The organism is Streptomyces sp. NPDC012794, from assembly GCF_042901085.1.
Lineage (GTDB): Bacteria > Actinomycetota > Actinomycetes > Streptomycetales > Streptomycetaceae > Streptomyces.
Map to the genome: position 1 here is coordinate 64,313 of NZ_JBIBCI010000009.1, position 19,535 is coordinate 83,847.

Annotated in this window: 13 protein-coding genes; 5 read left to right on the forward strand and 8 right to left on the reverse strand. The window is 73.9% G+C overall.

Translation table 11 applies throughout. From position 1 onward, the window contains the following. Nucleotides 1–67 precede the first annotated feature (67 nt). Nucleotides 68–1,270, forward strand: coding sequence for a globin domain-containing protein (locus ACFY7H_RS18460; protein WP_388939199.1), 1,203 nt, complete (start codon nt 68–70; stop codon nt 1,268–1,270). A 57-nt stretch (nt 1,271–1,327) separates the two neighbouring features. On the opposite strand, the gene ACFY7H_RS18465 is transcribed toward ACFY7H_RS18460, so the two are convergent. Next, entirely contained in the window at nt 1,328–2,329 is a 1,002-nt protein-coding gene (locus tag ACFY7H_RS18465; RefSeq protein ID WP_388939201.1) for a nucleoside triphosphate pyrophosphohydrolase, read from the reverse strand. A 28-nt stretch (nt 2,330–2,357) separates the two neighbouring features. Continuing rightward, nucleotides 2,358–2,984, reverse strand: coding sequence for a SurA N-terminal domain-containing protein (locus ACFY7H_RS18470; RefSeq protein WP_388939203.1), 627 nt, complete (start codon nt 2,982–2,984; stop codon nt 2,358–2,360). 177 nt (nt 2,985–3,161) lie between these two features. Between ACFY7H_RS18470 and ACFY7H_RS18475 the strand changes: the two genes are divergently transcribed. Continuing rightward, nucleotides 3,162–5,564: a YfhO family protein gene (locus ACFY7H_RS18475; RefSeq protein ID WP_388939205.1), complete on the forward strand. Its 2,403-nt coding sequence runs from the start codon at nt 3,162–3,164 to the stop codon at nt 5,562–5,564. 40 nt (nt 5,565–5,604) lie between these two features. Here the strand turns inward: ACFY7H_RS18475 and ACFY7H_RS18480 are convergent, their stop codons facing one another. Together ACFY7H_RS18480 and ACFY7H_RS18485 are read right to left on the reverse strand one after the other, a co-directional pair. After that, a complete protein-coding gene (locus ACFY7H_RS18480; protein WP_388939206.1) occupies nt 5,605–7,119 on the reverse strand; it encodes a protein kinase in 1,515 nt (504 codons plus the stop codon). After that, nucleotides 7,116–7,763, reverse strand: coding sequence for a hypothetical protein (locus ACFY7H_RS18485; RefSeq protein ID WP_388939208.1), 648 nt, complete (start codon nt 7,761–7,763; stop codon nt 7,116–7,118). The genes ACFY7H_RS18480 and ACFY7H_RS18485 overlap by 4 nt, the downstream gene beginning before the upstream one ends. 283 nt (nt 7,764–8,046) lie before the next feature. On the opposite strand from ACFY7H_RS18485, the gene ACFY7H_RS18490 reads away from it, so the two are divergent. Next, a complete protein-coding gene (locus ACFY7H_RS18490; protein WP_388939210.1) occupies nt 8,047–8,808 on the forward strand; it encodes a hypothetical protein in 762 nt (253 codons plus the stop codon). A gap of 25 nt (nt 8,809–8,833) precedes the next feature. Continuing rightward, on the forward strand, nt 8,834–9,703 hold the full coding sequence (locus tag ACFY7H_RS18495) for a hypothetical protein (RefSeq protein WP_388939212.1): 870 nt from the start codon (nt 8,834–8,836) through the stop codon (nt 9,701–9,703). A 16-nt stretch (nt 9,704–9,719) separates the two neighbouring features. Here the strand turns inward: ACFY7H_RS18495 and ACFY7H_RS18500 are convergent, their stop codons facing one another. Beyond that, complete coding sequence (locus tag ACFY7H_RS18500; protein ID WP_388939214.1) at nt 9,720–10,277, reverse strand: GNAT family N-acetyltransferase; 558 nt, start codon at nt 10,275–10,277, stop codon at nt 9,720–9,722. A gap of 190 nt (nt 10,278–10,467) precedes the next feature. After that, the gene (mfd, locus tag ACFY7H_RS18505; RefSeq protein WP_388939215.1) at nt 10,468–14,028 is read right to left on the reverse strand and encodes a transcription-repair coupling factor; all 3,561 of its coding nucleotides are present in this window, start codon (nt 14,026–14,028) and stop codon (nt 10,468–10,470) included. A gap of 266 nt (nt 14,029–14,294) precedes the next feature. Between mfd and ACFY7H_RS18510 the strand changes: the two genes are divergently transcribed. Continuing rightward, nucleotides 14,295–15,692 (forward strand): DUF2079 domain-containing protein, encoded by a 1,398-nt coding sequence (locus ACFY7H_RS18510; protein ID WP_388939217.1) that lies wholly within the window; start codon nt 14,295–14,297, stop codon nt 15,690–15,692. A 94-nt stretch (nt 15,693–15,786) separates the two neighbouring features. Here ACFY7H_RS18510 and ACFY7H_RS18515 read toward each other — a convergent pair whose 3' ends face one another. Next, the gene (locus tag ACFY7H_RS18515; protein WP_388939219.1) at nt 15,787–18,360 is read right to left on the reverse strand and encodes an ABC transporter permease; all 2,574 of its coding nucleotides are present in this window, start codon (nt 18,358–18,360) and stop codon (nt 15,787–15,789) included. Continuing rightward, nucleotides 18,357–19,133 (reverse strand): ABC transporter ATP-binding protein, encoded by a 777-nt coding sequence (locus ACFY7H_RS18520; protein WP_388939220.1) that lies wholly within the window; start codon nt 19,131–19,133, stop codon nt 18,357–18,359. The genes ACFY7H_RS18515 and ACFY7H_RS18520 overlap by 4 nt, the downstream gene beginning before the upstream one ends. Nucleotides 19,134–19,535: the final 402 nt, after the last annotated feature.

A 19,535-nucleotide genomic window follows, 5' to 3' on the forward strand; every position in this document is an offset into this window, starting at 1 on the left:
GCTGTCCGCAGATCGGAGATCACTTGACGCCGGGTTCCGCGGCGCTCCTACTGTCGGTCCTGTGGACGTGAGGATCTTGAAGAGCAGTTTCGCGGTGGTGGAGAGACGGGCCGAACACGCGGTCAAGTACTTCTACTCCCACCTCTTCTGGCACAACCCCGGGCTCCGCGAACTCTTCCCGGCCTCCTCCGAGGACATGGAGCGCCAGCGCGACCGGCTCTTCGCCGCCCTGACCCATGTCGTCGACCACCTGGAGAGCGAGACCCTGCTCCCCTATCTACGCGACCTCGGACGCGACCACCGCAAGTTCCTCGTCGGCCCCGGGCACTACGCCGCCGTCGGCACCAGCCTGCTCGCCGCCCTCGCCGAGACCTCCGGCGCCGCCTGGTCCCCGGCCGTCGAGAAGGCCTGGTCCGAGGCCTACCGGCGCATCGCCGACGCGATGACCGCCGGCGCCGCCGAGAGCGACGAACCCCCCTGGTGGGACGCCGAGGTCGTGCGCCACCTCCGGTACGGAGAGGACATCGGCGTACTGACCCTCGCCCCGCGCGTCCCGCTGCCCTACCGGCCGGGCCAGTACGTGAGCGTGAGCAGCGACCGCGTCCCGGTGACCTGGCGCACGTACTCCCTCGGCAACGCCCCCCGCCCCGACGGCACCGTCGACCTGCACGTCAGCCGGATCGACGGCGGCCGGCTCAGCACCGCCCTGGTCCGCGACGTCCTGCCCGGCGAGGTGCTGAGGCTCGGCGCCCCCGGCGGCCGGCTCACCCTGCGCCGCGAGGACCGCCCCCTCACCCTCATCGCCGCCGGCACCGGCTGGGCGCCCGTACGGGCCCTGCTGGAGGAACTCGTCCAGCACCCTCCCGACCACGACGTACGGCTCTTCGTGGTCGCCCGGGACTCCGCGCACCTCTACGACCGGCCCCTGATCGACGGGCACGCCGCCGCCTGCCCCTGGCTCGGCGCCACCTACATCACCCCCGCCCCCGGACAGCACCGCAACCAGGCCACCGCCCGGCTGGCGACCGCGCTCGGCCACCGCGGCCTGTGGCGGGAGCAGGACGTCTACCTCAGCGGGCCGGCGCGGTTCATCGAGGAGACCGTCCACCTCCTGGAGGAGCTCGGGGCCCGCCCCGACCGGCTCTTCCACGACGCGCTCCCCCTCGGCGGCGCCCCCGGCACCCGGCCGCTGGGCTTCGGCGAATGGTTCCTGCACCGCCCGGCCCCGCACTGGCACGACCCGTCGGGCCGTGCCCCCCGCCCGTACTGACCCCGGGCGGCGGGCCGACGCCGGCGGGCAAACCGCCGGCGGCCCGATGCCGACGGGCTACTCGCCGGCTCCCTCGGCCGCCCGGATCGCGTCCCGGTAGACGCGGGCCGCCGCGCGCAGCGCCGTCTCGGGGTCGGTCCCCGACGCCTCGGCGCGCGCCGCCAGCTCCAGCAGCTCGTACCCGACGCCCTCGCCCCGGGGCAGCTCCACGGCCACCCCGCCCGTACGGGCCCGCCCCGCGAGCTTGGCCGCGAGCGCCAGGCCGGGCTGGCCCAGCGGGATCCCGTCGGTGACCGAGTCCCGCTGCTTCTCGACCGCCTTCGTGGCCTGCCAGTGGGCGCGGACGTCGTCCGGGGACTCCGCGGTGGCGTCCCCGAACACGTGGGGGTGGCGCCGGATCAGCTTGTCGACGAGGTCGCCCGCGACGTCGTCGATGGAGAAGGCCTCCGCGCCGTCCTCGCCGCCGCCCTCCTCCTCGGCGATGCGCGCGTGGAAGACCACCTGGAGCAGGACGTCGCCGAGCTCTTCGCGCAGTGCGTCCCGGTCGCCGTCCTCGATCGCCTCGACCAGCTCGTACGCCTCCTCGATGGCGTACTTCACCAGGCCCTCGTGGGTCTGGCGCGAGGTCCAGGGGCACTCGCGGCGCACCCGGTCCATGACCTGCACCAGGTCCAGCAGCCGCGCGCCCGGCAGGTCGTAGGAGCCGGGCAGCAGCTCCAGGTCGGGCATGGCGACCCGGCCCGAGCCGGCCAGCCGGGCCAGCCCGTCCGTCAGCCGCTGGTCGCCCTCGCCGCCGGGCAGCACCACGACGGTGCGGCCCCCGGCGCAGGCCTCGACCAGCCCGTGCGCGTCCGGGACCTCGTGCGCCACCTCGACCCCCGCCTCGCGCAGGTACGGCAGCTGCGGGTGACCCGGGTCGGCGCACAGCACCCGGTCCGCGGCGTGCAGGGTCTGCCAGGCCGGCCAGGACAGCAGCCCGGGGGCGACCCGGTGGCTGGCGGTCAGCAGGACGATCCGGCCGGTGGGCTCGGCGGCGGCGGGGGCGGCGGTGTCGGTCACACTCCGAACCTACCTCCGCCCGCGGCCGTCACGCTCCGGCGGGTGCCGCCTGCTCGGGGCGGGTCCGCTGGGTGATCCACGGCGTCTCCTGGTCGCCGAGCAGGATCTGCTGCGAGTCCCAGCGTCCGTAGCGCGGGTTCACCTCGATGTGCAGGGCCTTCGCCGCCTCCGCCAGCTTGGCCACGGCCTTGTCCTGGCTCCCGTAGTGCGCGAAGAGCTTGTCGCGCAGCAGCTTGAAGCGGGTGTCCGCCTCGATCTGGCCCGGGGCCAGCTGCGCCTGCTGGAGCGCCGCGTCCCGGAGCTCCTCCTCGCCGCCCAGCTGCTGGAGCTGCGCCTTGCGGACGTCCTCGACCTCCTTGGGACTGACGCTCAGCCCGGCGTCCTTCGCGGCCCGCTCCAGGACGGCGCTCTGGATCATCTTGTTCAGCTTCAGCCGTTCCAGCCCGGCGGTGGCGCCGATCAGCTGCGCCCCCTCCTCGGACCGGTTCTGGGCGGTGCGCACGTCGGCGACCTGGGCCTGGAGGGTCGAGGTGGTGATGCGCTCACCCCCGACGACGGCCGCGGTGCCGGGCCGGGTCCCGCCCGAGCAAGCGGTGAGCAGGGGAGCCGCCACGAGCAGGGCGGCGGAGACGGAGAGCGCTGTGCGACGGTGCAAGAGAGCCTCCAGGGCCGGGAGATTGTGCGTCGGTGCACAAGGGCCGTGCGGTGATCGATGGTATGCAGTCAGGGTGGCCCGAGCCACCGGTTCGACCAACGATTCCGGTGGTGTCGGGGTGCGAGTTCGCCCCCCGGTCGCCGCGGGGCCCGCCCTTCCTGAGATCGTCGGAGCACCATGCCGATATCGCGTCTCGCCCAGCCCCGGATCCCGTACCGTCCCGATGCGCGGGCGCCGCGGCGCTCCGGGCGCGGGCCGGGGGCGCTCGGGGCGGTGGTGGCCTCGCTCGTCACGGCGGTGGCCGTGTGCGGCGGGGACGCCGTCGCGCGGGTGTTCCCGTACGGACCGCGCCACCGCAGCGTCAACGACCTCGGGAACCAGTTCGTGCCGTTCCACGCGCACCTGTGGGACCTGCTGCACGGGCGGGCCGAGGGCGGTCTCCTCCTCAACTGGCAGTCCGGCTACGGCACCAGCTTCCTGCCCGACTTCGGCACGTACCTGACGAGCCCGTTCGCCGTGCTGGTGGCGCTGTTCCCGCGCGAGGACATCGACCTCGCGGTGTACGTGGTGACCGTGCTCAAGACGGCGGCCGCGGCGGCGGCCATGGCCTGGCTGCTGCGCACCCAGCGGAGCGGGCCCTGGTGGGCGGCGGGGCTGCTGGGGGCCTCGTACGCGCTGTGCGGCTGGTCGGTGATCGAGGCCGCGTACAACCCGATGTGGCTGGACGGGCTGGTGGCCTTCCCGCTGCTGTGCCTGACCGGCGAGTGGGCGCTGCGTTCGCGGCGCCCCGTGCTGGGCGTGCTGGTCGTGGCGGTGGGCTGGACGGCCAACTTCTACACCGCGTACATGGCCACGCTGGGCGCGGCGCTGGTGCTGGTGGTGCGGGTGGTGCTGACCCGGGAAGGGCCGCGCGAGCGGGCCCGGGTGATCGGGCGGGCGGTGGTGACCACCGTGCTCGGGATCGGGCTCGCGGCGCCGGTGCTGCTGCCGCTGTTCCTCAGCTCGAAGCAGGCGTACCCGGGCTGGTCCAGGGAGTTCGGCCCGGTGCCGTGGTCGGACCTGTTCGCGCGGCTGCTGCCGGCGACGTACTCCTTCAACTCCCCCGCCGTGTTCGTGGGCACCGGGACGCTGCTGCTCCTGGCGGCCCTGCCGTTCCACCGGGCGCTGCCGGCCCGCACCCGCCGGTGGTGGGCGGGGCTGGTGGCGGTGGTGGCGCTGTCCCTCCAATGGGAGCCGACCCATCTGGCCTGGCACCTCTTCGCGACCCCGAACGGCAGCGCGTACCGGCAGACCTTCGTGCTGGCCGGCATCGCGGTGATCGCCGCCTGGACGGGTCTCGCCGCCGGCGTGCCCGGCGTACGGGCGCTCGCGGCGGGCGCCGGCCTGCTCACGGCGGCCGTGCTGTGGGCGGGCGGCAGCGCCCTGCCGACGGCGTGGGGGTACGCGCTCTTCGCGGGCGGGCTGGCGCTGAGCGCCTGGGCCTGGCGGGCGCTCGGCCACCGGCGGCTGCTGCCGGTGGCGGCGGGCGTGCTGACGGTGGTGCTGGTGGCGCAGGCCGCGGCGACGACGGCGTACGGCGACCTGCGCAAGCTGGCCGGGCTGGACGACTACCCCTCCTGGGACCGGGCGCACACCGCGCGCGCCCGCGCCCTGGCCGGCGCCGGGGGCTGGCCGGCGTACCGGACCGACGCGGGCCGGCCGGCGCTGACGGGCAACGACCCGATGCTGCTGGGCGGGGAGGGCGGGGCGTACTACAGCAGCCACACCCCGGACGTGTTCACGCGCACGATGACGGCGCTCGGCGCGGGCTGGACCTCGCGCGGGCGCAGCGTGCAGAGCCTGGACAACCCGGTGACGGACGCGGTGTTCGCGGTCGGCGCGCGGCTCGCGCCGGACGGCACCGTCACCCGCGCCGAGGCCCTGCCGCTGGTCACCGTCCGCCCGGCGGAAGCGCCCGTGGCGTACGGCGAGTCCCCCTTCGCCAACCAGGAACTGCTGCTGGGCGCGCGGGTGTACGAGGACCCGGTCGCGCCCGGGATCTGCCGGGCCGGCACCGAGGCCTTCCTGTGGGCCCCGGAGTACAACGCCACGGCCCGCCTCGCCGGCGGCCGCCCCTTCAAGCTGAACGGCAACCCCCCGAAGAACCGGGCGGCGCTCCAGTCCCTCGGGCTCTCGCGCGGGCCCGCCTCGAAGCTCGTCTTCGACCGGCCCGCGCCCGCCCGCTGGGCGCTGTCCTGCCTGGACGGGGCCCGGCTGGGGGCGGCGGTCACCGCTCTGCGGGCGAAGGCCGCCACCGGTGTACGGGTCTCCTCCTCGGGGCTGAGCGCCACCCTGCCCCCGGGCAGCGCCGGGACGGCGGTGGTCGCGGCCCCGGCGATCGCCGGCTGGAGCTGCAACGGGCGCCCGGCGCGGTCCCGCCTCGGCCTGCTCGCGGTCCCGCTGGACGGCCGCACCACCACCGTGAGCTGCGAGTTCAGCCCGCCGGGACTGGCGGCGGGGGCGGGTGTCGCGGGGGTGTCCGTCCTGGTGGTGCTGGGGACGGCGGTGCTCCGGCGCCGTCAGCGGGGCGCCGCGGTGTAGCTCGCACCCGCCTCCCGGCCCGGCGTGCCGCTCGCGGCGGTCAGCGCACCTGGCCCAGCCATTGCAGGGTGCGCCGGATCTCCACCGGCAGGGGGTGCGCCGGGCCGTGGACGCGGTCCGCGTCGTAGAGCAGGCGGACCAGGGTGTCGTGGGCCGCCGGCCGGTCGCCGAGGGAGAGCAGCAGGTGCGCTATCCGGCGGCGGACCTCCAGCGGCAGGCCCGGGTCCGGGTTGGCGTAGTGGTTCTCGAACAGGGGCAGCAGCGAGCGGTACTCCGCCAGGGCCGCCGCCGGTTCGCCCAGCTGCTCCAGGCACTGCGCGGCGTCGTAGCGGAAGCGCAGCGACTGCGGGTCCCCGGCGGGGAACTGGGCCGCCAGACGCCGCAGTTCCGGCAGGGCCCGGCGGTACTGGCCGTCGTCCATCAGCGTGGCCGCGTACTGCTTGCGCAGGCTGCGGACCACCGGGGAGTGCTCGCCGTGCTCGGCGGCGGCCGCCGGGAGGATGTCACCGAGGATGTCCACGGCCTGGGTCAGCCGGCCCTCGTCGAGCAGTTTGCGGGCCTCGTCCACCGCGCCCGGGACGTCGGGGCGGGGCGGCGCCGGGGGCGCGGCCGGGCGCGGCGGGACGGCGGCCGCCCGGTCGGGCCAGGGGGCCTGGGGGCGCAGGAAGGGGCGGGTGGGGTCGAGGGGGCCGGCCGGCAGGCGGCTGCCGGGGACCGGGAGCAGCGGCGCGAGGGCCTCGTAGACCTCCTGCGCGGAGGCGGGGCGGTCCTGCGGGTCCTTGGCGAGGAGGCGCAGCAGGACCGCCTCCAGCTCGGCGGGGATCTCGGGGCGCAGCGGGCGCACCGGCGCCGGGGGCTCGTAGAGGTGGCGGTGCAGGACGCCGAGGGCGGTGGTCCCGGCGAAGGGGACGCCGCCGCTGAGGAGTTCGTACAGCAGGACGCCGAGGGCGTACAGGTCGGTGTACGGGCCGACGGCGCCGCCCATGGCCTGTTCGGGGGCCATGTAGGCGGGGCTGCCGATCGGGGTTCCGGTGCTGGTGAGGCGGGTGGTGTCGGTGTCCATCACGGAGGCGACGCCGAGGTCGAGGACGAGGACCGTCCCGTCCGGGCGGATCATCACGTTGCGCGGCTTCAGGTCGCGGTGGACGATCGGCACCGCGTGCACGGCGGAGAGCACCGCGCACAGCTGCGCCACCACCGCGACCGCCCAGGGCCAGGGGTAGGGGTCGTGTGCGGCGAGGTGGTCGGCGAGGTCGGAGCCCTCGACGTAGCCCATGACGAGGTACAGCTCGTCGCCGTCGCTGCCCGCGTCGTGGACGGTGACCAGGCCGGGGTGGTCGACCTGTGCGGTGACCCGGCACTCGCGCACGAAGCGGCGGCGCAACTCCTCGGCGACGGTGCCGGGGCCGGCCACCTTGTCGGGCCGCAGCAGCTTGACGGCGACGCGGCGGTCCAGGCGGCGGTCGTAGGCCGTCCATACCTGGCCCATGCCGCCCTGGCCGAGGACGGTGGCGAGCTGGTAGCGCTCGCCGATGAGGCGTTCGCACTCGGTCACTGCTGGGGGTCCTGGATCGCCGTGGTGTTCGGGTCCTGGTAGGGGCCGCCGGGCTGCGGGGGCCGGGCCGGGGTCTGCTTGCGCAGCAGCTCGCTGAGCTCGTCGAGTTCGGCGCGGACCTGCCCGATGCGGGGCGGCGCGGGCTGCTGCGGGGGCACCGGCGGCCGGGCTCCGGGGGGCCCGTCCGGCGGGTAGCCGTAGCCCGGAGTGGTCTGGTGCGGCGGCTGGGGCTGGTGGTGCTGCGCGTACGGGGGCTGCGGCGCGGGCGGGTACCAGGGCGCCGGGGCCAGGGCCTTGGCCTCGTGGTGCCTGATGTCGGAGACGAGGTAGTAGACGCAGACCGCGAAGCCGGTGAAGATCGAGCCACCCGCACCGAGATCGCTCTGCCAGCCGCTGGTGTCGGCCGTCGGGTCGAGCTCGATGAAGGTGATCCACACGACCGACAGCACCAGGGTGAGCACCAGCAGCGCCCAGTCGCGGGGCTTGCGGGTGAGGATCGCGAGCCGCAGCAGCGCACCCCAGGAGAAGAATCCGCAGCTGAGGACGGGGAGCGCCGTGAACAGCACGCGCAGCGTCATCGCGGCCCCGGAGGTGGGCCGGTGGCCGTGGGGGCCTTGCTGCGGCGGGATGCCGGGGCCGTGCATCGGTGCTCCTGACGGGCCGTGCGGAAAGGTGACGGCTCGAAGCGTATACAGCGTTTCCGGCCGTCCGTGAGGGGATGGAGCCAACCGTTGCAGGGTCGCAGCACGGTTGTCCGGGCCGGACGCCACCGCCCGGCGGTCCGTCGTGCGGACCCGTACGCGCCGCTCCCCCCGGCGTCCCGCCCGTGGCCGCGGCCACGGGCCGCGCGACCTGGAAGAAGTCCCGGCTCCAGCGCGGCCGGATAGCGTCCGGGCTCCTGAACGCCGATCCCGGGGGGACCGACCCATGCGCACCACCATGCCCGCGGCCGCCGCCGCACTCGCCTGCGCGGCCCTGCTGACCGTCACCGGCTGCGTCCCGGGGCCCGGCGCGGCGAACGCGTCGCCTCCCTCCCCCGCCCCCGACCCGCTCGCGGGCAAGGACCCGGCCGCCGTCCTGCGCGCCGCGTACGAGGAGACCGGCAGGACCGGCAGCAAGAACGCGCTCGTCACGCGCACGGCCGGCGACCGCCGCATCAGCGCGGAGCTGACCTTCGAGGGCGACGGCGGGTGCTGGGGCAAGGTCACGGTCACCGGGGCCGGGTCGGGGTCGGGGTCGGGGTCGGGCGAGATCCTGATGGCGGACGGCAGGCTCTCCTTCAGGGGCGACGCCGGCTTCCTCCGCGACCAGTTCAGGGACGGACCCGTCAAGTCGCCGGACGGCGACCAGGGCTGGATCGACGTCAGACCGGCGGACCCCTCGGTCGCGCACCTCGTCGCCCTGTGCGGGGCGGCCCGGCCCGAGGAGGCGTTCCCTGGGGAGCCGGCCGGCATCCGCCGAGAGCAGGACACCCGCCAGAACGGCAAACCGGTCGCGGTGTTCACGTCGAAGGCGCCCGACGGGACCGAGATCACCGACCACGTACTGCTGGACGCCGCGCCGTACCTCGTCAAGCACGCGCGGGGCGGTCCGGACTCCGGGTCGGTCGAGTACACCGGCGTACGGCCCGCCACGGCCCCGTCGGGTGCCGTGTCACAGGCACCGCCTAGGCTCGGACCCGAGTCCTAGTCACCGCTCCACGGGGGGAACCACGATGCGCAGCCCGAATCACGGCCGTGGCCGTACGAAGAGCACCGTGTCGGCGCTCGCCGCGGCGGCCCTGATCGGCGGCGGGCTGACGGCGTGCGTGCCCGGTGAGGGCCGCGCCTCCGACATCGCCGGCCGGGCCCGCGCCGCGCAGTCGCCCTCCCCGTCCGCCACCGCCTCGCCCTCGGGTCCGGCGGGCGCCCAGGGCGGGCCCGCGCTCACCGAACTGGCGGGCTCGGAGATCCTCACCCGGGCCGGCGAGGCCACGCGCAAGGCGGAGGCGCTGCACGTCGCGGCCAGCGTGCAGTACCAGGGCAAGCCGATGCGGATCGACCTCTCCCTCGACAAGAAGGGCAACTGCAACGGCGCCGTCCGCCTCGACGGCATGGGCAAGCTGGACATCATCAAGTCCGCCGAGCTCGTCCACTTCCGCGGCGACGCCACCTACTGGCGGGGCGCGGCCAAGCAGAAGCACACCCCGCAGAAGCAGACGGACCAGATGGTCAGCATGCTCGCCGACCGCTGGGTGAAGATCCCCTCCTCCGACCCCCGCGCCGCCTCCATGACCAACAGCTGCGACCTCGCCAAGCTGACGGGCGACCTCGGCAAGTCCAGCCCGCTCGCCCGCAAGGGCCAGACCGGCACCATAGGCGGCAAGCCCGCGCTGGCGATCGCCTTCCCGTCCCGGCAGGGCACCCAGACGGACTGGGTCGCCACGCAGGGCACGCCGTACATCCTGAAGTCGACCGTCAGCGGCGACAGCACCGCCGAGGCCCTGTTCTCGGCCTTCGACGTCCCGGTCGACACCACGTCCCCGAAGGACTCCGACGTCCTGGACCTCTCCAAGGTCGGCGGCCCGGCGGGCGAAGCGGTCTGACGGCCGCCGCCGGAGCTCAGGCCCGGGTCGCGGGCCTGACGTGCAGGTGGCCGCTCAGCGGGTACTCGGGCGGGGCCGCCGGGAGGGTGCCGCGCAAGAGGTAGCCGCACTTGCGCGCGACGCGGCAGGAGGCCTCGTTGTCCTCCTGGTGCAGGAGGTCGAGGCGTTCCAGTCCGCGGCCCGCGAAGGTCTCGAACGCCCAGTCGGTCAGGGCCCCCAGCGCGCGGGGGGCGACACCCCGGCCCCGGGCGTGGGCGGCGGTCCAGTAGCCGACCTCGGCCGAAGGGCCGCCGGGTGCGGGCCGTTTGAGGACGACGCCGCCCACCAGGGGGCCCGTCTCGCCCTCCAGTACCGCGAAGCCGAACCGCAGCCCCGCCTCCCGGTCCCGGCACTGGCCCTCCACCCAGCGCCGCCCGTCCGCCTCCCCGCACACGGGGTCGGCGGTCCGGTGCCGCAGGACGGGATCGGCGTACGCCTCCACGAGCGCGGGGACGTCCTCCTGCCGCCAGGGGCGCAGGAACAGGGCGGGGAAGTCCGCCGTCGCGGCGGCCCGGAGCTCCGTCGGTGTGATCACCGGTCGATGATATGCGGGCTCCGGAAACCGGCATACCGTCGCAAAAGGTACATGGGAGGAGCGTCGGCCACCGGCCCTTGCGGCCCGCTCCCCCGCCCCCGCCGGGAGCCGGAAGACACGTGACCGCGCGCGCACGGCGCGCGGGCGGTCACGTGCGACACCCACCGGGCCCGGGATTCGGGCCGCCGGGCTACGACCCGAGGATCGTGGTGAGGAACTCCCCGGTCCAGCCGAGCAGTTCACGGCCGACCAGCGGCTTGCCGCCGACCCTCGCCGTCTTAGGGCGCGGGACGAGCACCTGGGAGGTGGCCGGCTTGAGGACCGTCCCCGGGTACAGGCGCTTCAGGCGCAGCTCCTGCGACTCGCGCAACTCCACTGGTCCGAAGCGGATGTTCGGGCCCTGGAGGGTGATGTCCCCGACCCCGCACGCCCGCGCCAGCATCCGCAGGCCCGCCACCAGCAGCAGGTTCTCCACCGGCTCCGGCAGCTTGCCGTAGCGGTCGGTGAGTTCCTCCCGTACGGCCTTGATGTCGGCCTCCGAGTTCGCCGCCGCGATGGACCGGTACGCCTGGAGGCGCAGCCGCTCGCCGGGTGCGTAGTCGTGCGGGACGTGCGCGTCGACCGGCAGCTCGATCTTCACCTCCAGCGGCGGTTCCTCCTCGGCTCCGCCGCCCTCGACGGCCGCCCGGTAATCGGCCACCGCCTCGCCGACCATCCGGATGTACAGGTCGAAACCGACGCCCGCGATGTGCCCGGACTGCTCGCCGCCGAGCAGGTTGCCCGCCCCGCGGATCTCCAGGTCCTTCATCGCCACGTACATGCCGGCGCCCATCTCGGTGTGCTGGGCGATGGTGGCCAGACGCTCGTGGGCCGTCTCCGTCAGCGGCTTCTCCGGCGGGTACAGGAAGTACGCGTACCCGCGCTCGCGGCCGCGTCCCACACGGCCGCGCAGCTGGTGCAGCTGGGAGAGGCCGAAGTTGTCGCCGCGCTCCACGATGAGGGTGTTGGCGTTGGAGATGTCGATGCCGGATTCGACGATCGTGGTGGAGACCAGGACGTCGAACTTCTTCTCCCAGAAGTCCACCACCACCTGCTCCAGGGCCTGTTCCGACATCTGGCCGTGGGCCGTGGCGATCCGCGCCTCGGGCACGATCTCCCTCAGCTTCGCGGCCGCCCGGTCGATGGACTCGACCCGGTTGTGGATGTAGAAGCACTGCCCCTCGCGCAGCAGCTCGCGCCGGATGGCCGCGCCGATCTGCTTCTCCTCGTACGGGCCGACGAAGGTGAGGACCGGGTGGCGCTCCTCCGGCGGGGTGGTGATCGTCGACATCTCGCGGATGCCGGTCACCGCCATCTCCAGGGTGCGCGGGATCGGGGTCGCGGACATGGTCAGCACGTCCACGTTGGCGCGCAGCTTCTTCAGCTGCTCCTTGTGCTCGACGCCGAACCGCTGCTCCTCGTCGACGATGACCAGGCCGAGGTCCTTGAACTTCGTCTCCTGCGAGAACAGCCGGTGCGTGCCGATGACCACGTCCACCGAGCCCTCCTTGAGCCCCTCCAGGGTGGCCTTGGACTCGGTGTCGGACTGGAAGCGGGACAGCGCCTTCACATTGACCGGGAACTGGCTGTACCGCTCGGAGAAGGTGCCGAAGTGCTGCTGCACGAGCAGGGTGGTGGGGACCAGGACCGCCACCTGCTTGCCGTCCTGCACCGCCTTGAAGGCCGCCCGGACCGCGATCTCCGTCTTGCCGTAGCCGACGTCGCCGCAGATCAGGCGGTCCATGGGCACGGACTTCTCCATGTCCTCCTTGACCTCGGCGATGGTGGTGAGCTGGTCGGGCGTCTCCGCGTACGGGAAGGCGTCCTCCAGCTCGCGCTGCCAAGGGGTGTCGGGGCCGAAGGTGTGGCCCGGGGCCGCCATGCGCGCGCTGTACAGCTTGATGAGGTCGGCGGCGATCTCCTTGACCGCCTTCTTCGCCCGCGCCTTGGTCTTCGTCCAGTCGGCGCCGCCGAGCCGGTGCAGGGTCGGGGCCTCGCCGCCCACGTACTTGGTGACCTGCTCCAGCTGGTCGGTGGGGATGTACAGGCGGTCGCCGGGCTGGCCGCGCTTGGCGGGCGCGTACTCGACGAGCAGGTACTCGCGGGTGGCTCCCTGCACCGTGCGCTGCACCATCTCGAGGTAGCGGCCGACACCGTGCTGTTCGTGCACGATGTAGTCGCCGACCTCCAGGGTCAGGGGGTCGATGGACTTGCGGCGCCGGGTCGGCATCCTGCCGAGGTCCTTGGTGGCGGTGCGCTGCCCGGTCAGGTCGGTCTCGGTGAGGACGGCCAGCTTCAGCGCCGGGTCGACGAAGCCGTTGTCGAGGGAACCGCAGGCGACGTGGACGATCGAGGGCTCCAGCGCCGGCAGCCGCGCCTCCAGCCGGGCCGCGATGCCCTCTCCGCCGAGCACCTCGACGGTACGGGCGGCCGGGCCGTGGCCCTCGGTGAGGTAGACGGTGCGCCAGCCGTCGGCGATCCAGCCCTTGGTGTCGGCGAGCGCGCGGGCGGTGTCGCCCCGGTAGGCCTCGGGGGCGCGCATGCCCAGCTTGAGGACGTCACCGCCCACCCCCGCCGCGTCAGCGGCGTGTGTCAGCGTCTCGTCGGCCGCGAAGGGGGACACCGACCACCACATCATGCCGAGCTCGCGCGCGTGCTCGCGTACGTCCGCGATCCCGCGCAGCGAGGCCGCGCCGACGTCGATGGGGGCCTCGCCGCCGCCGGCGGTGGCCGCCCACGAGGCCATCAGGAACTCCTGCGAGGTCGCCACCAGGTCGGCGGCCCGGGTGCGGACCCGCTCCGGGTCGCAGACCACGGCCATCGCCCCGGCCGGCAGGACGTCGATCAGCAGCTCCATGTCGTCGACGAGGACGGGGGCGAGGGACTCCATGCCCTCGACCGCGATCCCCTCGGCGATCTTGTTGAGCAGCTCACCCAGCTCGGGGTGCTCCTCGGCCAGCGCCGCGGCCCGCTCGCGCACCTCGGGGGTGAGCAGCAGCTCCCGGCAGGGCGGGGCCCACAGGCCGTGCTCGGCGATCTCCAGGGAGCGCTGGTCGGCGACCTTGAAGTAACGGATCTCCTCGACCTCGTCGCCCCAGAACTCCACGCGCAGCGGGTGCTCCTCGGTGGGCGGGAACACGTCGAGGATGCCGCCGCGGACGGCGAACTCGCCGCGCTTCTCGACCAGCTCGACGCGGGCGTACGCGGCCGCCGCGAGGGCCTCGGTGACCCCGCCGAGGTCGGTGGTGTCCCCCTGCCGCAGGCTCACCGGCACCAGGTCCCCGAGCCCCTTGACCTGCGGCTGGAGCACGGAGCGGATGGGGGCCACGACCACCGAGACGGGCCCGGCCGCCGGGTCGTCCTTGCTCGGGTGCGCGAGCCGGCGCAGCACCGCGATGCGGCGGCCGACGGTGTCGCTGCGCGGGCTGAGCCGTTCGTGCGGCAGCGTCTCCCAGGCCGGGTAGTCGACGACCTCGTCGGGGGGCAGCAGGGAGCGCAGCGCGGCGGCGAGGTCCTCCGCCTCCCGCCCGGTGGCGGTGACCGCGAGCACGGTCCGCTCGGTACGGGCGGCCAGGGCGGCGATCGCGAAGGGCCGGGCGGCGGGCGGGCCGACGAGGTCCACGTGCATGCGGTTGCCGTCCCCGGCCGCGGTGACCGCCTCGGCGAGGGCGGGGTCCCGGGTGACGGCGTCGAGCAGTCCGTGCAGGCTCATGAGACAGGCTTTCCATCCGGTGGGAGGCGAGGGGCCTCGGGGGGCAACGCGAAGGGCCCGACACGTGAACGGGCCGGGGGTTCCCACCCTATGACGCCGCCCCCTCGGCCGCGCGGGCCATTCCGGCCCCGCCCGCGTGAGGAGCCGGGCCGGAGCCGCCCGCGCGGGGCCGGAGGGACGGGCCGGAGCCGCCCGCGCGGTGGGACGCAGCCGTATGCGCCGGGGGCGGAGGGAGGCATTCCGGTCGGGGATGAGAATCTGTCGGGATGCCGATATCCGGAAGCATCCCGGGCGCCGGCGGGCCGGCCGGGCGGGCCGGGCCCCGGGCGCCGTACGCGCTCACCGCCGCCCTGTTCCTCGCGTACTGCGTGCTCTCGGTGACCCGCTACCGGCGCATGGAGGAGGCCTCCTGGGACCTCGGGATATTCGAGCAGGCAGTCAGGGGCTACGCCTGGCTCCAGGCGCCCGTGGTGGACCTGAAGGGCCCGGGCTTCCACGTCCTCGGCGACCACTTCAGCCCCGTCATCGCCCTGATCGCCCCGCTCTACCGGCTCTTCCCGACACCCCTCACCCTCCTGGTGGTGCAGGCGGCCCTGCTCGCGCTGTCCGCGCTGCCCGTGACCCGCGCCTCGGCGAAGCTCCTCGGGCGGGCGCGCGGACTCGCGCTCGGGGCGGCGTACGGGCTGTCCTGGGGGATCCAGCGGGCCGTCGAGTTCGACTTCCACGAGATCTGCTTCGCCGTACCGCTGCTGGCCTTCGCCCTGGAAGCGCTGCTCGCGCGCCGCTGGCGGGCCGCCCTCGGCTGGGGGCTGCCGCTGCTGCTGGTCAAGGAGGACCTCGGGGTCACCCTGGCGGTCCTGGCCCTCGTCGTCGCCTGGCGGGCCCGGCACGCCGATCCGCGGGCCGCGCGCCTCGCGGTGGCCGTCGCCGCGGCGGGGGTGGCCGCCGCGGCCCTGGTCTTCACCGTGGTGATCCCCGCCTTCGCCACCGACGGCTACGCCTACTGGGAGAAGCTCGGGGAGGACGGCGGCGGCCCGCTGCGCGGCCTCGGGACGAAGCTGACCACCCTCGGCTGGGTCCTGGTCCCCACCACCGGGCTCCTCGCGCTGCGCTCCCCGCTGCTGCTGGTGGCCGTACCGACCCTGGGCTGGCGGTTCCTGTCGGGGGACCCGCACTACTGGTCCACCGGCTACCACTACAGCGCGGTCCTGATGCCGGTCCTCGCCCTGGCCCTGGCCGACGCCCTCGACATCGCCCGGCACAGCGGCCGCCCGCGGGTGCGCGCGTACGCCGCCCAGCTGCCCGGCGCCGTGCTCGCGGCCGCCCTCGCGCTGAGCGCGACCAGCATGCCGCTGGCCCGGCTCGGTGAGCGCTCCGCGTACGAGAAGCCCGAGCGGGTGACCGCCGTCGAGCGGCTGCTGGCGAAGATCCCGGACGGGGTGCGGGTGGAGGCGGACAACGGACCGCTGACCCGGCTGACCTCGCGCTGCCAGGTGTTCTGGATCGGCAACACCAAGGGGGTGCTGCCGGCCTTCCTGGTCTTCGACAACTCCTCCGGCTGGGCCGGCGACCCCGTCGCCTACGCCGAGTGGCTCCATCCGGGGTCGCGCTTCGCGCCGGCGGGCGAGGCGGGCGGGTACGTACTGCTCCAGCGGATCCTCTGAGGCCCCGAACGCACGACGCCGGCCCCGGACCGTCCCCTCGGACGGTCCGGGGCCGGCGCGTTCCCCCGTACTGCTCCCCCGTACGACCGCCCGGCTACTCGCTGGCGATCGCGTTCAGAACGTTCATCCGCCCCGCCCGGAAGGCCGGAACCAGTGCGGCGAACAGGCCCACCAGGGCCGAGCCGGCGAACACGCCGATGATGGTCGGCCACGGGATCTCCAGCACCTCCAGCCCCTGGAGGGCGAGGAGCTGCTGGGCGGTGGCGCCCCAGCCCATGCCCAGTCCGAGGCCCAGCAGGGCGCCGAAGAGGGCGATGACCACCGACTCCAGGCGGATCATGCGGCGCAGCTGGCGGCGGGAGAGGCCGATGGCGCGCATCAGGCCGATCTCGCGGGTCCGCTCGACCACCGAGAGGGCCAGGGTGTTCACGACACCCAGCACCGCGACGATGATCGCGAGGGCGAGCAGCCCGTAGACCATGTTGAGCAGCTGCCCGACCTGGTCCTTGAGGTCCTGCTTGTAGTCGGTCTGGTTGAGCACCTTGTACTGCGGGTACTCGGCCATGGCCGCCTTGAGCGAGGTGTACGCGTTGTCGGCCTGCCCCTTCTCGGCCTTGGCCAGCAGCATGAACGGGCGTGCCAGCCGGTCGGCCGGGACGTTGGCCTCGGCGGTCGCGGTGCTGATGTACTTGACGCCCTTGTCGAGGTTGCCCTCGTCCAGGGTGATCGCGGCGACCTTCAGCCGGACGGTCTTGCCGCCGTCGAAGGCGACGGTCAGCTCGTCGCCGACCTTGACGCGGTGCTTGTCGGCGTACGCCGAGCCGACCGCCATGGAACCGGGCGCGTACGCGTCCTCGTGCTCGCCCGCGCGCATCTTGCGGCGCACGTCCTGGGCGTACGTCGGGTCGGTGGCGCTGAGACGGTCCCGGGCGGAGGTGCCGTCCGGGGCGGTGATCTTCGCCTCGACCTCGCGGTACGCGGTGACGTGGCCCAGGCCCTTGGTGGCCCGCATCGCCTGCTCGGCCTGCGGCATCATCGGCTGGCCGGTCTGCGAGGAGACGATGTAGTCGGCCCCGACGGTACGGTCGAGCTCGTCGGTGGCGGAGGCCACCATGGACGAGCCGACCACCGACAGACAGGCGACCAGCGCCAGTCCGATCATCAGCGCGGCGGCGGTGGCACCGGTACGGCGCGGGTTGCGCAGCGCGTTGCGCTCGGCGAGCCGGCCGACGGAACCGAAGGGCCGCAGCACGGGCGCGGCGAGCGCCCGGACCACCACGCCGGCCAGCAGCGGGCCGATCACGATGAAGCCGATGAGGCTGAACAGCACTCCGACGGCCAGCCACAGCGAGCCCTCGGAGGCCTTCTCGGCGGCCGCGGCGAGGAAGAGCGCCGCCACGCCGGTCCCGGTGAGGACCAGGCCGAGGACCGCGCGGACCACACCGGCCTTCTTGTCGCCGGGGGTTCCGGCGTCGCGCAGGGCTGCCATCGGGGAGACCTTGCCGGCCCGGCGGGCCGGGACGTAGGCGGCGACCACGGTGACGACGGTGCCCAGCACCAGACCGACGACGGGGGTCGTCCACTTGACCGTCAGGTCGCCGGTGGACAGCTGCATGCCGAGCCCGCCCATGAGCTTCATCAGGCCCACGGCCAGGCCCACGCCCGCCGCGACTCCGGTGAGGGAGCCGATGACGCCCAGCAGGAAGGCCTCGAGGAGGACGGAACGGTTGATCTGGCCCCGGTCGGAGCCGATGGCGCGCATCAGGCCGATCTCACGGGTGCGCTGGGCCACCAGCATGGAGAAGGTGTTGAAGATCAGGAAGATGCCGACGAGGAAGGCGATGCCGGCGAAGCCGAGCATCACGTACTTCATGACGTCGAGGAAGCCCATGTCCTTCTTGCCGGCGGCGGTGGCTTCCTTGGCGGTCTGCAGCTTGTAGGTGTCCGCGCCGACCGCGGCCGCCACGTTCTTCTTCAGCTGCTCGTCGCTCACGCCGTCCTTGGCGGTGAGGTTGATGTGGGTGAAGGTGCCCGGGGCGCCGAGCAGCTTCTCCTGGGCGGTGGCGGTGTCGAAGTAGACGACGGCCGCGCCCGGGTTGGTCACGGTGAAGGTGGCGATACCGCTGATCTTCGCCCGGAAGTCACCGGTGACGGCGATGGTGCGCAGCTCGTCCCCGAGCTTCAGGCGGTGCTTGCCGGCGGTGTCGGCGTCGACCATCACCTCGGTGGGACCGCGCGGGGCGTGGCCGGAGGTGATCTTCATCGACTTGAGCTCGTTGTCGTTCCAGCTGGCCGCGACGGTCGGGGCTCCGGTCGTCGACCCCATGTTCTCGTTCTTGGAGTTCACGACCGTGACGGCCAGCGAGACGACGCTGCCCTCGGCGGACTTGACGCCCTCGGCGCCGCGCGCCTTCTCCAGCGCCGAGCCGGGCAGCCCCTCCGGCTTGCCGCGGCTGGAGATCTCCTCCCCGTCCTCGGCTTCCTTGGGGGTGATGGTGACGTCGGAGCTGGTGACGGCGAACAGCTTGTCGAAGGTGGTGTTCATGGTGTCCGTGAACACCAGGGTCCCGCAGACGAAGGCGACCGAGAGCAGCACGGCGACGGCGGAGAGCGCCATCCGGCCCTTGTGCGCGAAGAAGTTGCGCCGCGCGGTCTTCATGACGGTCACGAGGTCCGCCCGCGCGCGTCGAAGTCCTTCATGCGGTCCAGGACCTGGTCGGCGGTGGGCGCGTACATCTCGTCGACGATGCGGCCGTCGGCGAGGAAGATGACGCGGTCCGCGTAGGAGGCGGCGACCGGGTCGTGGGTGACCATCACGATGGTCTGGCCCAGCTGGTCGACCGACTGGCGCAGGAAGCCCAGTACCTCGGCGCCGGCGCGGGAGTCCAGGTTTCCGGTCGGCTCGTCGCCGAAGATGATCGCGGGGCGGGCGGCGAGGGCGCGGGCGACCGCGACGCGCTGCTGCTGGCCGCCGGAGAGCTCGGTCGGGCGGTGCTTGAGGCGGCCGGCGAGGCCGACCGTCTGGACGACCCGGTCCAGCCACTGCGGGTCCGGCTTGCGGCCCGCGATGTCCATGGGGAGGGTGATGTTCTCCAGGGCGTTGAGCGTCGGCAGCAGGTTGAAGGCCTGGAAGATGAAGCCGATCTTGTCGCGCCGCAGCTGCGTGAGCTTCTTGTCCTTGAGGCCGGTGATCTCGGTGTCCTCGAGGTGGATGTGCCCGCTGGTCACCGTGTCCAGCCCCGCGAGGCAGTGCATCAGCGTGGACTTGCCGGAGCCGGAAGGGCCCATGATCGCGGTGAACTGCCCGCGGTGGATGTCCACGTCCACGCGGTCGAGGGCGACGACGCGGGTCTCGCCTGAGCCGTAGGCCTTGACGACCTGGCGCGCCCGGGCCGCGACGGAGTTCTGTCCCCCGCCGCTCCCCTGCCTGGTCTCGGTCATCGCCGTAGTCACGGTGCTGTCTCCCCTGTTGGTGTTCGTGTGCTCCGCGTGTGCGGTGCGGTTGCGCCGTTTCCGCGCGTTCCGGCGCGTCTGCGCTGGTGGGCGCGGAGTCGCCGTCGAAGTCTGCGGTGCGGGAGGTGTCCGGCGCGCTGGTGCCCATCGCCGTATCCGCCGGGGGGTTAACCCCACCCCGCCCCCCGGCGGCCCCCGCTCGTATGAACCAGTTAAGGGCCTCGCGGGACCTTCGGCCTCCTCCGCCGGGACGAACGTCCCGTGGGCCCAAATGCTGAGCTACCCCTAGGGGTTGTCCACCCTGCGGGGGACCCGGGGTAGGGGACACCGACGGATCCGGCGGCCGCGAGACGGGGATACCGCCCGGCGCGGCCCGGTGAGATGGTGTTC